15 protein-coding genes are annotated in these 14,204 nt (G+C 69.2%); 5 read left to right on the forward strand and 10 right to left on the reverse strand.

The features are described from left to right. The first annotated feature begins 74 nt into the window (after positions 1-74). The gene (locus tag amrb99_RS35795) at positions 75-2,408 is read left to right on the forward strand and encodes a restriction endonuclease (RefSeq protein WP_190864700.1); all 2,334 of its coding nucleotides are present in this window, start codon (positions 75-77) and stop codon (positions 2,406-2,408) included. On the opposite strand, the gene amrb99_RS35800 is transcribed toward amrb99_RS35795, so the two are convergent. From amrb99_RS35800 to amrb99_RS35810, 3 genes are all read right to left on the reverse strand, one after another. Further along, positions 2,405-2,728: a DUF2637 domain-containing protein gene (locus tag amrb99_RS35800; protein WP_190864702.1), complete on the reverse strand. Its 324-nt coding sequence runs from the start codon at positions 2,726-2,728 to the stop codon at positions 2,405-2,407. The two genes, amrb99_RS35795 and amrb99_RS35800, sit on opposite strands and share 4 nt — an antisense overlap. Further along, a complete protein-coding gene (locus amrb99_RS35805) occupies positions 2,721-2,942 on the reverse strand; it encodes a hypothetical protein (protein ID WP_190864704.1) in 222 nt (73 codons plus the stop codon). Before amrb99_RS35805 ends, amrb99_RS35800 begins: the two co-directional genes overlap by 8 nt. Before the next feature lie 398 nt (positions 2,943-3,340). Then, positions 3,341-3,901: a TetR/AcrR family transcriptional regulator gene (locus tag amrb99_RS35810; protein ID WP_190864706.1), complete on the reverse strand. Its 561-nt coding sequence runs from the start codon at positions 3,899-3,901 to the stop codon at positions 3,341-3,343. 67 nt (positions 3,902-3,968) lie between these two features. On the opposite strand from amrb99_RS35810, the gene amrb99_RS35815 reads away from it, so the two are divergent. Beyond that, positions 3,969-5,351 carry an amidase gene (locus tag amrb99_RS35815; RefSeq protein ID WP_347256993.1) on the forward strand — a complete coding sequence of 461 codons (1,383 nt, stop codon included), beginning with the start codon at positions 3,969-3,971 and terminating at the stop codon, positions 5,349-5,351. Between the two features lie 58 nt (positions 5,352-5,409). Here the strand turns inward: amrb99_RS35815 and amrb99_RS35820 are convergent, their stop codons facing one another. From amrb99_RS35820 to nfi, 3 genes are all read right to left on the reverse strand, one after another. Beyond that, positions 5,410-6,171 carry a glucose 1-dehydrogenase gene (locus amrb99_RS35820; protein ID WP_190864710.1) on the reverse strand — a complete coding sequence of 254 codons (762 nt, stop codon included), beginning with the start codon at positions 6,169-6,171 and terminating at the stop codon, positions 5,410-5,412. A gap of 101 nt (positions 6,172-6,272) precedes the next feature. Continuing rightward, on the reverse strand, positions 6,273-6,842 hold the full coding sequence (locus tag amrb99_RS35825) for a TetR/AcrR family transcriptional regulator (RefSeq protein WP_206700238.1): 570 nt from the start codon (positions 6,840-6,842) through the stop codon (positions 6,273-6,275). A 106-nt stretch (positions 6,843-6,948) separates the two neighbouring features. Next, the gene (gene nfi / locus amrb99_RS35830; protein WP_190864712.1) at positions 6,949-7,635 is read right to left on the reverse strand and encodes a deoxyribonuclease V; all 687 of its coding nucleotides are present in this window, start codon (positions 7,633-7,635) and stop codon (positions 6,949-6,951) included. Positions 7,636-7,718: 83 nt separating this feature from the next. On the opposite strand from nfi, the gene amrb99_RS35835 reads away from it, so the two are divergent. Beyond that, positions 7,719-8,453, forward strand: a complete 735-nt coding sequence (locus amrb99_RS35835) for an SDR family oxidoreductase (protein WP_190864714.1) — start codon at positions 7,719-7,721, stop codon at positions 8,451-8,453. Positions 8,454-8,486: 33 nt separating this feature from the next. Here the strand turns inward: amrb99_RS35835 and amrb99_RS35840 are convergent, their stop codons facing one another. The 4 genes from amrb99_RS35840 to amrb99_RS53425 form a co-directional block, all read right to left on the reverse strand. Beyond that, a complete protein-coding gene (locus tag amrb99_RS35840) occupies positions 8,487-9,656 on the reverse strand; it encodes a serine hydrolase domain-containing protein (RefSeq protein WP_190864716.1) in 1,170 nt (389 codons plus the stop codon). 88 nt (positions 9,657-9,744) lie between these two features. Next, positions 9,745-10,260 carry a nitroreductase family protein gene (locus tag amrb99_RS35845; protein ID WP_190864718.1) on the reverse strand — a complete coding sequence of 172 codons (516 nt, stop codon included), beginning with the start codon at positions 10,258-10,260 and terminating at the stop codon, positions 9,745-9,747. A 74-nt stretch (positions 10,261-10,334) separates the two neighbouring features. Beyond that, complete coding sequence (locus amrb99_RS35850; protein ID WP_206700239.1) at positions 10,335-11,183, reverse strand: SMP-30/gluconolactonase/LRE family protein; 849 nt, start codon at positions 11,181-11,183, stop codon at positions 10,335-10,337. 113 nt (positions 11,184-11,296) lie between these two features. Then, positions 11,297-12,952 (reverse strand): phosphatidylglycerol lysyltransferase domain-containing protein, encoded by a 1,656-nt coding sequence (locus amrb99_RS53425; RefSeq protein WP_190864721.1) that lies wholly within the window; start codon positions 12,950-12,952, stop codon positions 11,297-11,299. A 195-nt stretch (positions 12,953-13,147) separates the two neighbouring features. Between amrb99_RS53425 and amrb99_RS35860 the strand changes: the two genes are divergently transcribed. Next, positions 13,148-13,603, forward strand: a complete 456-nt coding sequence (locus tag amrb99_RS35860) for an NAD(P)H-dependent oxidoreductase (protein ID WP_190864723.1) — start codon at positions 13,148-13,150, stop codon at positions 13,601-13,603. A 28-nt stretch (positions 13,604-13,631) separates the two neighbouring features. Continuing rightward, entirely contained in the window at positions 13,632-13,931 is a 300-nt protein-coding gene (locus amrb99_RS35865) for a Dabb family protein (RefSeq protein WP_190864725.1), read from the forward strand. The last annotated feature ends 273 nt before the right edge of the window (positions 13,932-14,204 follow it).

Consider the following 14,204-nt stretch of genomic DNA (forward strand, 5'->3'; position numbering starts at 1 on the left):
GATAATGATTGAATCGAGTCGATTTCCGGCTCCGACATCCGCTAAGCGCGACCAGCGCGCCAGATTTTTCCCCAATGAGGATCGCTTTGAGTCGAAACTACGGCGAACTTTCCCCCTTTGACTTTGAATGCCTTGTGAGGGATCTATTTCAAGCATGGTGGGGCAAGAAGCTCGAAGTATTTACTCCAGGTCGAGACGGTGGTGTAGATATTCGCCTCCTCAGGAGCGAAAGAAAGGACGTGTGGATTCAATGCAAGCATTCGCCGTACAAGGCTTACGCGGACATTAAGAGTAGTCTAAAAAATGAGGCTAGGAAGATTGGGCAAGCCACTGATATCGAATACTGGCTCGTTACTTCAGCATCCCTCACAGCGCAAAACAAGGCGGAGATTTGTCATCTTTTCAAGGAAGGAATTCTGACTGAAGATAGAATCAAGTGGCGGGGAGACATCGACGACCTACTCGCAACGTTTCCGACGATAGAGAGAAACAACTACAAGCTTTACATGACAAGTGTGCCGGTCATGCAACGCATTTTTCAATCTGAAACTTTTTTCCGAAACCAGTCATTCCTGCAAGCCGTCCAGAAGCGAATGAAGCTTTTTGTGCAAACACCAGCCTTTGAGCAGGCGAGGGGAGTTCTTGACAACACTGGAACTTGCATCATAAGCGGAGAACCAGGAGTTGGAAAGACGACTCTTGCAGACATGCTAGTCCTGGACCATATCGACCAAGGCTACGAGCTATTTATCATTTCCGAAGATGTCTCTGAAGCGGAAAGGCTATACAGACCCGAAGCCAAGCAGGTTTTCTATTATGATGACTTCCTCGGTCAAACTTCACTGCATGAAAAATTGAACAAAAACGAGGACAGTCGCCTCCTTTCTTTTATGCAAAGACTTGAATCTACATCGAATCACCGCTTCATCCTGACCACGCGTGAGTACATTTTGCGGGAGGCTTCGCAAGTATATGAGCGCCTCAATAGACGCGAGATGGCACTACACAAATACGTGCTAGACCTAGGGAGTTACAACCAATTCCATAAGGCTCATATCCTTTACAACCATCTCTACTACTCAACTCTTCCGCATTCCGCAATACGTTCGGTTCTTGAGGAGAATCGCTACCGGAAAATAATTCGACATAAAAATTACAACCCACGACTCGTTGAACTGTTGGTGAGCTTGGCCGCTCAAGAGGAGCCTGGCATAGGTTCAGAGCAGTTCGCTAGCTTCATGCTGAAGTCTCTCAACAATCCGTCAGAGCTGTGGCGCCATGCTTTCGAGGAGCAAATATCAGCTGATGCACGAGATCTACTTCTAGTCCTGGCGAGCTTTCCCGCTGGGGTGCGTCTGGGAGAGCTAAACAAAGCGTTTACTTCCTATAGGCAGTTCAACCGATACCCCAGCCTTGACAACTTTCGATTCAAGAAAACTATTGATCATCTAGACGGGGTATTCATCAAGACCCAGAGTGTCACTTACGGGGCGGATATTTTCGTCAGATTGGCAAATGCCTCGTTCCTTGATTTCATAGAACGCTATATAGAAGAGAATCCGGCGATTATGATTCCCGTACTTCGTGCCGCTGTCTATTTTGAACAACTAGAGACGCTATACAAGTGGGTTTCCCTTGCACTGAAATTTCAAAATGGCGTCGCTCTGCGTGCATCGATAGATGTGGAAGAGTTCTTAGATCAACTGGCCGGCAAGATTGCCGCATATTTTATGGCTGATCGCCTACTTGGGGCGGACGATTTTTCGATGACCAATCTACCCGCTAACGACAAGACTCTGATCAATCGCCGCCTCAATCTGTTCCTGACGCTTACGTGTAAACACGGCGCCAGAGTGGCCGACGACCAGGCGATAGCAACTGTGTCTGCAGCAATAGAAGCCTGGCGAGACCGGAAACGGCTAACAATCCAGAGTCGCTGGAAAGTAGAAGCGCTACGAACGGTCAGCCTTATAGAAGAATCTGATCACCTCGGAGTCATGCACAGTGCAATCCGAGAAGAACTCCGTGATATTTTCGAGTCCAGGCTAGACGAACCTGACGATTTTACCGCGCTCGAAGAATATTGGGAATTGGTTTCACCTAACCGTACGCAAGAACTCGCAGAATTGTTTAAGAGTTTCGTGCCGGGATATGTAGACCACGTCCTAGATGGAGACCCTGATAGCCTGGAGTCCTCGCTTGAGGGATTGGAAGGCATGGCTCACGATCTAGATGTCGACATAAGTAATGACGTCGCGGACTTGGACTATGCTATACAGCAGCACAAGGAGGCGGAAAAGTCTTCATATGATGGCGGAGGATTTCGATCTGCAGGTTCCAGTTCGTGGTATACTGATTCCCAGCTCGATCGGCAAGTGGACAATCTATTCGGAACGTTGGATTCTTAGCGGAAACATTTGATGTGTCCGTCCAAGTTCCTGGAAGTGCCGTGCGCCACGTTGGCGCCTATCGTCGCCACGATGCCCACGGCGAGGCTCCACTTGCCTAGGGCTGGTGCTGGTTGCTTCCGGCGGCTTGCGTCGAGGATGACCATGGACGCCGTCCAGATGAGGCCGTTCACCGTGAAGGGGACGAGGCGTGCGGTGGTGCCTGCCTCGCCGTGAGATCGGACGAGTTCGTAGGCATGGCGGTAGGAGATGATCGCCGCTACGCCGGCGACCGCCACCACGGCGAGGGCCGTTGTGATGCGGGTTAGGCGATCAACCACGCGTCAGCTCCTCTCGGAGGTCGATGACGCAGGGGTCGTCTTCGCCGTGGGTGAGGGTGAGTTCCGCGAGGGTCAGGGCCGTGATGGCGCCGTTGCGGTCTAGGGGCGTTGGCCATGTGGTGGCGTGCCAGAGCTTGCCGGTGCGGGTGGCTGTGGCTATGACCTTGCCGTTTGTGGTGGCGGTCATCTTGGTTTCGGTGAGTTCGAGGGCCATGGGTTGGGCCTCCTCCCTGCTGGGAGGGAGGGAGCCAGGGGAGCCAATCTCGGGAGCCAACGTGAGTCGAGATGGTCCGACTCGCTTCGACTGTGCCGGACGGTTCCCCTGGGCTCCGTCCCTTGTTTCCGCAGGTGAGCGGCTACCGAATCGACTTCCCCGGACGGCCCTGGACGGTGCCTGAATAAGGCTTGCTCAGCGGTTCCCTAAGTGAGGCTTAAGGGGGTTCTGGGGTGGGCGGGGGCGGCTTAGCGTTGGGCTTGTTCACATCGGAAGACGGCGGAGGTGCACAGGCGGAGAGCAGAGCGAACGTCGACTGAGGTTCCTGTTTGAGACAGGTCTCTGGCCCGCACGGCCCCGTTACCCCGCTCTGGGGCCGTGCGGGCCAGAGGCCTTTCTCAGTCGCGGGGGAGGGCGCCCAGGAGGAGGAGGCGGAAGGCGTCCGCGGTGCCGGTGGCGGCGGTGTCGCCGGTCGCCAGGCGGCGGACGGCGAGGCCGTAGAGCATCGCGACGATCGCCGGGGCGTGGCGCTCCGCGTCGGGGATGCCGAGGGCGGTGAGGACGGCGGTGGCGAGCCGGTCGTAGGCCTCGACGGAGCGGGCCGAGGTGTCGCGGATGGCGGGGTCGCGGGCGGCGTGCAGGTGCAGTTCGAGGTTGGCGATCTGCTCGGGGCCGTAGGCGAAGTCGACGACGGCCTTCTCCACCAGGTCGGCGGCGTCGACGGGGGCGATGCCGGACTCGCGCAGGCCCTCGGCGTAGGCCGTGATGCGGGCGATCTCGGTGTCCACGAAGGCGCGCAGCGCCTCGCGGAGCAGCTCGTCCTGGCTGGGGAAGTGGTAGGTGAGGGAGCCGAGGGAGACGCCGGCCGCGCGGGCGACCGCGCGGTTGGTCACGGCGCCGATGCCCTGCTCGCCGATGAGGCGGAGGGTGGCGTGGAGGATCTGGTCGCGGGCGCTCATTGCTGCACAGTCTTCCCCAAACACGGCGCGGACGCTATCGTTCGTTCGAACGAACGATACTCCGGAGGTGGGCGTGGAGCTGGGTCTGGCCGCTCAGGCGGACGCGCTGCGGAAGGGCGAGGTGTCCTCCGCGGAACTGGTGGAGGCGTCGCTGGACGGCATCCGGCGGCAGGAGTCCCTCGGGGCCTTCCGGGTCGTGCGGGAGGCCGCGGTGGAGGAGGCGCGGGAGGCCGACAAGCGGCTGGCGGAGGGGGAGCGGCTGCCGCTGCTCGGGGTGCCGGTCGCCATCAAGGACGACACCGACATCGAGGGGGAGACCACGCCGTTCGCGGTGGCCGGCGACCACCGGCCGGCCGTGCGGGACGGCGAGGTGGTCCGCAAGCTGCGGGCCGCCGGCGCGATCGTCGTGGGCAAGACGACGACGTGCGAGATCGGGTTGTGGCCGTTCAGCGAGTCGCCGGCGTACGGGGCCGCGCGGAACCCGTGGAACCCGGAGTACACGCCGGGCGGGTCGTCGGGCGGGTCCGCGGCGGCGGTGGCGGCGGGGATGGTCGCGGGGGCCGTGGGGTCCGACGGGGCGGGGTCGATCCGGATCCCCGCGGCGTGGACCGGGCTGGTCGGCATCAAACCGCAGCGGGGGCGCGTTTCCGGTCATCCCCACACCGATCCCTTCAACGGGATCACCGTGTGGGGTCCGCTGGCGAGGAGCGTCAAGGACGCGGCGCTGCTGCTGGACGTGCTCTCGGGCAGCCATCCGGAGGACGCGTACCAGGTGGGGCGTCCGGTGCTGCCCTTCGTGCACGCGACGAGGCGGGAGCCGGGGCGGCTGCGCATCGCGGTGTCGTACCGGACGGCCTTCGGGGTGAGCGGGAAGCTCGATCCGGAGATCCGGGCGGCGGTCGAGCGCATCTCCCGGCGCCTGACCGAGCTGGGGCACAAGGTGTTCCCCGCGGATCCGGACTACGGGCTGGTCGGCCTCGGGCTGATCCCGCGCGGGACGGCCGGGGTCGCGGACTGGCTCGACTCGATCCCGAACGCGCGGCCGGAGGCGCGGACGGAGGCCGAGGCGCGGATCGGGCGCCTCGTCGGCAAGCGGCTGCTCCCGCTGGCCAGGAGGATGGACCCGTACCTGCAGAAGAAGGTCGGGCGCATCTTCCGGTTCGCCGACGTGGTGCTGACGCCGACGACCGCGCAGCCGCCGTTGAAGGTCGGTGCCTTCGACGGCGCCGGCTACCAGAAGACGCAGTCGGGCGTCGCCGCGGCGTGCCCGTATGCGTGGACGTGGAACGTGCTCGGGTGGCCCGGCGTGAACGTCCCGGCGGGCTTCACGAAGAACGGCCTGCCGATCGGGGCGCAGCTGCTCGGCCATGACTCCGACGAGGCGACGCTGATCTCGCTCGCGGCGCAGCTGGAGGTCGTCGAGCGGTGGACGGAGCGCCGTCCCCGATGAAGGCCCGCGTCGGGCCGCCGGTGCGGGGGTCCCGTCCGTCACCGGCGGCCCGGCGCGCTCAGTAGCCGGCGCCGGTCAGCAGGCCGCCGTCGACGAGGACCTCGCTGCCGGTGCAGTACGACGAGTCGTCCGACGCCAGGTAGACGACCAGGCCGGAGACCTCCCTGGTCTTGCCCATCCGGCCGAGGGGGAGCGCCTTCATCAGCGCGTCGGCGCTGTCGGCCTTGGCCGCGATGATGTCGTCCTGCATGAACAGCGGGGTGACGATGCCGCCGGGGTGGATGGAGTTGACGCGGATGCCGTACTCGCCGAGCTCGCGGGCCGCGGACTTGGTGAGGCCGCGGACGCCGAACTTGCTGGCGCTGTAGGCGGCGAGGCCGTCGGCGCCGACGAAGCCCTCGGTCGAGGAGACGTTGACGATCGAGCCGCCGCCGGCCTCGCGCATCGCGGCCGTCACCGACTTCACGCCGAGCCACTGGCCCATCAGGTTGACGTCGATGATCTGCCGGAACTCGTCCAGCGACATGTCCTCGATGGTCTTGTAGCGGATGATGCCGGCGTTGTTCACCAGGACGTTCAGCGCGCCGAACGCCGACGTCGCGGTGCCGACGGCGTTCTCCCAGTCGGCGGGCGACGTCACGTCCATGCGGACGAACCGGACGTCGTCCCCGAGCTCGGCGGCGAGCTTGCCGCCCTCCTCCTCCAGGACGTCGCCGAACACGACCTTCGCGCCCTCGGCGACGAAGCGCTTCACATGGGCCTTGCCCATGCCGCGCGCCCCACCGGTGATCAGCGCCACCTTGCCGTCAAGCTGCCCCATCAACGCTCCTCGTTCCCAGCGGCGACCGCGACCGCGGCGCACCACCAAACTAGCGAACGCTTGGTTCGGCGAACAAGGCGGCCCGGAGCGGCGGGCGCCGGTCAGCGCGTGCGCAGCCCGTCGAACAGCAGCGCCAGCATCCGGTCGGCGTACCCGGCGGGGTCCTGGGCGCGCTCGGCCGCGACGCCGATCGCGTTGGTCAGCCGCAGCAGGTCGGCGGCGTCGGCGTCCGCGCGGATCGCGCCCGCGCGCTGCGCCCGCTCCAGCAGCCCGCCGACCGCGTCGCGGATCGCGGCGGCCGCGGAGCCGAGCCGGGTCGCCGACCACCGCGGCGACATCGCCTCGATGAGCACGGTCGAGGTGCCGCGCGGCGTCATCGCGCCGGCCAGGTAGCCGCGCAGCCAGTCCGCCAGCGCCGCGTCCGGGTCGGGCTCGCGCATCAGCGCGGCGGCGTGCGCGAGCAGCCCCTCGATCCGTTCCTGGAGTACCGCGTGCAGAAGGTCGTCGCGGGTGGGGAAGTGCCGGTACAGCGTCCCGGACCCGACGCCGGCGCGCCGGGCGATGTCGTCCAGGGACGCGCCCGTGCCGTGTTCCATGAAGGCCGCGCGGGCCGTGCTGATCAGTCGTTCGTAGTTGCGGCGGGCGTCCGCCCGCATCGGGCGCGGTTGCATGGGCACCGTCCAGCGGTGGCGCGGACGGCCGGACCGGCCGCCGCGTGTTACCGAAGAGCCTGCCATCTCCCCGCGCCGACGTCGAGGAAGGCGCCGTCTCGCGCCATCAGCCTCCGAGTGCGTCGCGGGACAGCCGGTCCGCCCGGCGAGTCGTCTCCGGAAGGCGGTACTCGGGCGTCACCGCGAGGACGTCGCGGCACGCCGAGTCGAGGTCGGTGCGGTGGCCGACCGACACGAACACCGGCTTCACGTCGTCGCGGGTCCGCAGCACCCGCCCGACCTCCTCGCCGCCGTCCACCAGCGGGCTCGCGTCGCCGCGCCGCCGTCCGGGCGGGTCGTAGGCGCCGACGAACGCGGTCTTGCCCACGCCGATCGTCGGCAGCCCGGTCAGCACCCCGAGATGGCACGCCAGCCCGAACCGGCGGGGGTGCGCGATCCCGAACCCGTCGCAGACGAGCAGGTCGGGCGTGGTCTCCAGGGCGCGGAGCGCGTCCAGCAGGGTGGGCAGCTCGCGGAACGCGAACAGGCCCGGGATGTAGGGGAACGCGGCCGTCCCGACGGCGACCGACTCCTCCACGACGCCGAGGGTCGCCGCGTCGAGGACGACCACCGCGGCGGCCAGCCGGGCCCCGGTCCCGCCGCCGTCGCCCGCGTACGAGACGTCCAGCCCGGCGACGGTGCGCGGGTTCGCCGGGCCGGGGACGCCGAGTTCGAGCATCGCGCGCAGCCGGTCCTGGATCGCCTCCGCCTCCTCGGGCGTCGACGGCCACGGGTGCAGGTCGCGTACCTCCATGAACCGGCACGCTACCGGCCCCCTGCGGCGCGGACGCGGGCGGCGGCTACGGTGAGGGCACGAGCGGCCGGAGCGGAGGACCGATGGACGGCATGACCCTCGACGGACGCACCGCCGTCGTCACCGGCGGCGCGGGCGGCATCGGCCGGGCGATCTGCGCCGACCTCGCCGCGCTCGGCGCCCGCGTCGTCGTCGCCGACCTCGACCTCGCCGCCGCCGAGGACGTCGCGGAGCGGACCGGCGGCGCCGCCGCCCGCGTCGACCTCACCGATCCGGCGTCCATCGACGCGTTCACGGCAGGCGCCGGGCCGGTGGACATCCTCGTCCACAACGCGGGCGTCAGCATCGTCGAGCCGTTCGCCGACAGCGACCCGGCCGACTGGGACCTGATGTGGCGGGTCAACCTGCGCGCACCGATGCAGCTCACCCGCGCGCTGCTGCCCGGGATGACCGAGCGCGGGTGGGGCCGGCTGGTGTTCGTCTCCTCCGACGGCGCCCGCGCCGGCGCCGGCGGCGAGGGCGCCTACGCGGCCACCAAGTCCGGGCTGTTCGGGCTCGCCAAGTCCCTCGCCCGCGAGGCGGCGGCCGGCGGCGTCACGTCCAACGTGGTGTGCCCCGGGCCGACGGACACGCCGATGGTCCGGGCGGTGTCCGACCGGCACCCGGACCTGCTGGCGAAGCTCGCCAGGCAGATCCCGCTGCGCCGCATCGGCCGCCCGGACGACGTCGCCGGCCTGGTCGCGTTCCTGTGCACCGACCGCGCCGGCTACATCACCGGCCAGACCGTGTCCGTCAGCGGCGGCATCACCATGCAGTGACCCGGCCCGGCCGAAGCGGCGGGCGGGCGCGGCTCAGCCCAGGGACGCGTACGCGGCCTCGGTGAGGCGGAACGCCCGCAGGTCGCCCGACACCTGCTCGCCCATCCGGTTCGGCAGGTACGCCAGCGCCAGCCCGGCGTCCGGGTCGCCGAGCCCGATCGAGCCGCCCGCGCCGGTGTGGCCGAACGCCGTCTCCCGCGCCGCCTTCGGGACGAAGAACGTCTGCGACGGGCGCATGAACCCGAGCCCGAACGAGCTCTCCACGATGAGCGTCCGGTCGGGGCCGGACACCCGGCGGCGCAACGCCTCGCGCAGCGTGTCCGGGCGCACGATCCGGCCCGCCACCAGATCGCGGTAGAACCCCGCGAACGCGGGCGCGGTCGCGAGCATCCCGGCGGACGGCCAGCCGGCGCGCAGCACCACCGGGTTGTTGTAGCCGCCCTTGCCCGGATGGGGGTTGTTCAGCGCCCGGTTCATCTGGCTCTGCGGGTCGCCGTAGGCCGCGGCGATCCGCTTGAGCACGTCGCCGGCCGCGGTCTTCGGACCGTCGGCCGCACCGGACACGCGGCCCCGCGCGGTCATCTTCGCCGCGCGTTCGATCACCTCGTCCGGCGCCCCGATCCACATGTCCAGGCCGCCGGTGAACTCCTTCTTCACGAACGCGCCGACCGGCGTGCCGGACAGCCGCCGGACGATCTCCCCGGCCAGCCAGCCGTAGGTCAGCGCGTGGTAGCCGTGCGTCTCGCCCGGCGTCCACTCCGGCGCCTGCGCGGCGAGCAGGTCCGCGAGCGCCTGCGGGTCCGCCGCCTCCTCGGCCGACACGGGACGGTCGAACGCGGGCAGCCCCGCCTGGTGCGACAGCAGGTGCGCCGCCGTCGCGGCGTCCTTGCCGTGCGCGCCGAACTCCGGCCACCACGCGGTGACGGGGCCGTCCACGTCGTAGGCGCCGCGCTCGGCGAGCAGCAGCGCCGCCGCGGCCGTCACCGCCTTGGTGCAGGAGAAGCCGAAGCACGGCGTGTCGGCGGCCCAGGCGCGCCCGGTCCGGTGGTCGGCGACGCCGCCCCACAGGTCCACGACCTTGCGGTCCCCGGCGTACACGGCGACGGCGGCGCCCAGCTCCCTGCCGTCGGCGAAATGCTGCTCGAACACCTCACGGACGGCGGCGAACGCCGGATCGCAGTGCCCCTGCACAGTGCTGCTCATGCCCGGTCCTCTCCACGGGGGTTTCTAGAATCATGCTCGAAGATTCCAGAAGTCCGGGCATCGGCCCCGCGTCATTCCCTCCGGACGGTCACCAGCGGTCGCGGTGCACCACGTCCTCGAACGCCCGCCGGGCCGGGTTCCGGACGGGCTTCAACGGACGGCCCGCCGGGTACCCCACCGCGACCAGGTAGGCGCAGTAGCGGTCGTCCGGCAGGCCGAGCACGCGGCGCGCCACCGACTGGTCCATCACCGTCGCGTGCCCGCTGCCGATCCCGAGGTCGACGGCCGCGAGCATCATGCTCAGCATCGCCTGCCCGAGGTCGAACCGCGCGGTCTCCCGCTCGGCGGGGTCGTCGTAGTCGCGCATGACCAGCGCTATCGTCGCCGCCGAACCGGGGACGTGCGCCGCGTACTCGCCCGCGGCGGCCAGCTCGGCCAGCCGATCCCGGTCCGTCACGACGACGAAGTCCCACGGCTGCCAGTTCTTGGACGACGGCGCCCGCCGCGCCGCCTCCAGGACGCGGTCGAGGTCGTCGGGCGGGATCGGGTCGTCGCGGTACTCCCGGACGTTGCGCCGGGACGTGATGGCGTTCCAGGTCTCCACGCGAGTGCGCTACCCGCCGCCCACCTCGGGAAACGGCCGGGTCGCCGACGGCGCGCGGCGGGGAGCGGCGCGGGTCAGGGCCAGCCCGCGCCGGGCACCTCGACATCCGCGGCGAGGAGGCGCCCGCTGCCCGGCCGCACCGGCTCCGGCTCGGTCATGCCCTGCCACTCCGCCGCCGTGATGAACAGCGTCGTCCCGCCGGGGCCGCCCAGCGCGCAGGCGAACGCGCCCCGGTCCACCTCGACGGCGTCCAGGACCGCGCCGCCCTCGGCGACGCGCACGCACCTCTCGTGCGGCACGTCCGCGTACCAGACGGCCCCCTCCGCGTCGGTGCAGATGCCGTCCGGCGTCCCGTCGCCGAGGTCGGCCCAGACGCGCCGGTCCGACAGCCCGCCGCCGGCGCCGATCGCGAACGCCACCAGCTCGCCGCGGTAGGAGTCGGCGACGATCAGCGTCGACCCGTCCGGGGTCACCGCCATCCCGTTGGGGAACGCGACGTCACCGGCGACCTCCCGGACCGTCCCGTCGGGCGCGGCCAGGAACACGGACCCGGGACGGAACTCCTCCCCGGCCATCGGGTCGAACCCGGCGCGGTTGACGTAGGCGTTGCCGCGGCCGTCCGCGACGATGTCGTTCCAGCCCGTCCGGCCGAGGTCCGCGTGCACGGTCCGCGTCCCGTCGCCGTCCTGCCGCAGCAGCCGCCCGCCGGGCGAATCGACCAGCAGCAGCCCGCCGTCCGGGAGCCACGCCGTGCACAGCGGCAGCGACTTCACCCGCGCGACCACCTCGCATCGCCCGTCCGGATCCGCGGCGAGGACCTCGCCCGCCGTCCAGTCGGAGAAGTACACCCGCCCGTCGTGCCACCGCGGCGACTCCACCAGCCCCCGCCCGCCGACCAGCGTCCGGATCTCCCGCATCGTCATCACCCTCGCCCCTCGCCCCTCGCCGGGAACATTCCACCCTCTACACGAACGACCTCCGCCGGTATCGACAGCGTCGCGGCGGAGGTCGTCTCGGGTCGGGGGCGCGGGGATCGCTAGCGGATGTAGTGGTGGACGGGTTCGGTGACGGGCTCCTCCGCGGCGGACGCCGGCTTCGTGCGGCCGAACTCCAGCGTCAGCAGCGCCGCCGCCAGCCACACGATGTCGAACCACGACCGGAAGACGATGCTGCGCGGCTTGTAGGCGGGCCGGAACTTCTTGTCGAACAGGTACAGCGACTCGACCGCGATCAGCGGGTCCAGCAGGTGCAGGGCCTGGTAGCCGGCCTTCTCCAGCGCGCCGCGCTGCTCGGCGTCCAGCAGCTCGCGGAAGGCCGCGAAGTTCAGCGAGACGAGCGCGTGGCCGTGCTCGCCCGCGTACTCGATCATCTCGACGATCAACCGCTCGTTGACACCGTTCGGCCCGCCGGGGGAGCGCCGCATCGCGTCCAGGCTGATGCCCTCGCCCGCCGTCACGTACCGCTGGAAGGCGATCGGCTTCTTGTCCTCGTCGTAGGCGACCGCGACGACCGCGCCGGGGTGGTAGCCGGTGAGCAGCTCGTCGAGGTTCATCGAGAAGCCGCGCTCGGCGGCGCCGCCCAGCGAGCCGGACGCGACCTCCAGCAGCGCGGCGCGCAGATCCGCGGACAGCTCGCGCTCGGGCAGGATCTCGGTGGTGACGCCGGCGTTGACGGTGCGCTTGACGGCCTGCCGGACGTTGCGCATCTGCCGGCCCGACAGCGTGAACTCCTCCGGCCGGACGACGACCTCGTCGCCGAAGCCGAACGAGCGCAGCGGGCCCCACTCCGGCAGCAGGTCGGCGCTCGCGCCGAGCACCGCGGGCCGCCAGCCGGTCCTGCGGCACAGCTCCAGGAACTCCGCGATGGCGGCGGCGTGCGACCTCGGGTCGCCGACGGGGTCGCCGCCCGCCACCGCGATGCCGAACAGCACCCGGTAGCCGATCGCGGCGCGCCCGTCCGGGCTGAACACGTACGCCTTGTCGCGGCGCAGCGCGAACGGGGCGAGGGTGTCCGAGCCGGGGTGCGCGACCAGGCCGGCGACGCGGCGCCGCTCGTCCTCGTCGCCGGGCGGCGGCGCGGGGTCGGGCGCCAGCAGCGTCATCACCAGGGCGAGCAGGCCCACCGCGCCGGCCAGGCCGAGCACGCCGGGCAGCCAGGACGCGCCGTCGATGCGCGCGCCGGTGGCGCCGAGGCCGCTCGCGACGACCCGCACGGACCGCACGGAGACACCGCCGACCAGCACCGATCCGACCACCGCGCCGATCACCAGGAGCGCGCCGGTCTTCACCGCGGTGCGGACCCGGTCGGGGTGCGGGCGGACGGGGAAGCGGTCGCGCTCCACCCAGAGCCCGACCAGGACGGCCGCGAGGAGCGGCACCCGCCACGGCGCGTCGTCGCCCGCCACGACGGCGAGCAGGCCGAGGACGACCAGTGCGACCAGGCCGTACCAGGCGGCCCGGCGGCGCAGCAGGACGCCGCGCGCGATCAGCAGGAGCACCAGCCCCAGGGAGACGGCGTGCGCGGGGGCGAGCGGTGTTCCGGTCACCACCGCCGACAGCCGGTCGAGCCAGTGCGGGGACCATGCCATGGCGGGCACGGCGATCAGGACGGCGACGAACGCGGCGACGAGCGCCAGCGGCCAGACGGGCAGGGGCTCGCCGCCGGCGCGTTCGGCCGATTTCGCTGCATGCACGAGAAGGACACCTCCGCTGAGCCCCAACCATGATCCTTTGGAACTCATTCCCCGGATCGGACGTTATCTTTGGCCGCTCATGGTCAGCGTCGTCCGGACACCTCCTATGACGTCGCGTTCGGCGACTCCGGCGGTCCTCGTCCCCACGACGGCCGTACCCGGCCACCCGAGGGGAAACTGGTTAGTCTCGTGAGGGTGAAGAGGCTCCTGCTCGTTCATCACACGCCCTCGCCGTCCGTCCAGGCGATGGTCGAGGCGGTGCGCGCGGGGGCGCGCACGGACGAGATCGAGGGCGTGGAGGTCGTCTCCCGTCCGGCGCTGACCGCCTCCGCCGTGGACGTCCTCAAGGCGGACGGCTACCTCCTCGGCTCCCCTGTGAACCTCGGTTATCTCTCCGGGGCGCTCAAGCACTTCTTCGACCAGATTTATTACCCGTGCTTGGACGAGACAATCCGCCGGCCGTTCGGGGCGTTCCTGCACGGGAACAACGACGCGGCCGGGGCGCTGCGCGCGCTGGAGTCCATCACGACGGGGCTGAAGTGGAGGGCGGTCCAGCCGCCGGTGGTGGTGATGGGGGAGCCGGGCAAGGCCGACCTGGAGGCGTGCTGGGAGCTCGGCGCGGTGGCGGCCGCGGAGCTCGGGACCGTTTGAGCCCGCCGCTTCTCGGTAGCGTGCCCGCATGAGCGGTTTCCGTCACGTGGTGATGTTCAGGTGGGCCGAGGGCACGACCATCGGCCAGCAGGAGGAGGTCGCGGCGAAGCTGCGCGAGCTGACCGGGGTCATCCCGGAGATCCGCGGGTACAGCGTCGGCCTCGACGCGGGCGTGAACCCGGGGTCCTACGAGTTCGTCGTGGTCGCCGACTTCGCGGGCAAGGACGACTACCTGGTGTACCGCGACCATCCGGCGCACCGGGCGGTGATCGACGAGTTCATCACGCCGATCGTCGCGGAGCGGGCCGCCATCCAGTACGAGACCTGACGCGCGCCGGGCCGGGACCGGGGCGGCGCGATGTGCGCTGTCCCACACAACGCTTACCGAGCAAGCGCTTGTGTCGGAGCACATTTCAGGTTAGTTTCACAAAACGCCCGCCGGGAACGGATCGCGCCCCGTTCCCGGCGGACGGCCTACGCCCGCCCACCTCCGTCCTCCGGCGGCGCCCTCGTGGGAACGGTCCGATTCCTCCCGCGGCCCGAATCGTCGTACGGTTGCGCCGTCGCATCCGGGCCGGACGGGGGCCCGGCGGACGGGGGA

This window comes from Actinomadura sp. RB99, assembly GCF_014706005.1.
Taxonomy (GTDB): Bacteria; Actinomycetota; Actinomycetes; order Streptosporangiales; family Streptosporangiaceae; genus Spirillospora.

Coding starts and splice junctions, on each gene's coding strand:
- amrb99_RS35865 (WP_190864725.1), top strand. CDS start 13,632: ATGAGCGGTTTCCGTCACGTGGTGATGTTCAGGTGGGCCGAGGGCACG.
- amrb99_RS35850 (WP_206700239.1), bottom strand. CDS start 11,183: ATGACGATGCGGGAGATCCGGACGCTGGTCGGCGGGCGGGGGCTGGTG.
- amrb99_RS35825 (WP_206700238.1), bottom strand. CDS start 6,842: ATGCAACCGCGCCCGATGCGGGCGGACGCCCGCCGCAACTACGAACGA.
- amrb99_RS35810 (WP_190864706.1), bottom strand. CDS start 3,901: ATGAGCGCCCGCGACCAGATCCTCCACGCCACCCTCCGCCTCATCGGC.
- amrb99_RS35820 (WP_190864710.1), bottom strand. CDS start 6,171: ATGGGGCAGCTTGACGGCAAGGTGGCGCTGATCACCGGTGGGGCGCGC.
- amrb99_RS35795 (WP_190864700.1), top strand. CDS start 75: ATGAGGATCGCTTTGAGTCGAAACTACGGCGAACTTTCCCCCTTTGAC.
- amrb99_RS35835 (WP_190864714.1), top strand. CDS start 7,719: ATGGACGGCATGACCCTCGACGGACGCACCGCCGTCGTCACCGGCGGC.
- amrb99_RS35805 (WP_190864704.1), bottom strand. CDS start 2,942: ATGGCCCTCGAACTCACCGAAACCAAGATGACCGCCACCACAAACGGC.
- nfi (WP_190864712.1), bottom strand. CDS start 7,635: ATGGAGGTACGCGACCTGCACCCGTGGCCGTCGACGCCCGAGGAGGCG.
- amrb99_RS35840 (WP_190864716.1), bottom strand. CDS start 9,656: ATGAGCAGCACTGTGCAGGGGCACTGCGATCCGGCGTTCGCCGCCGTC.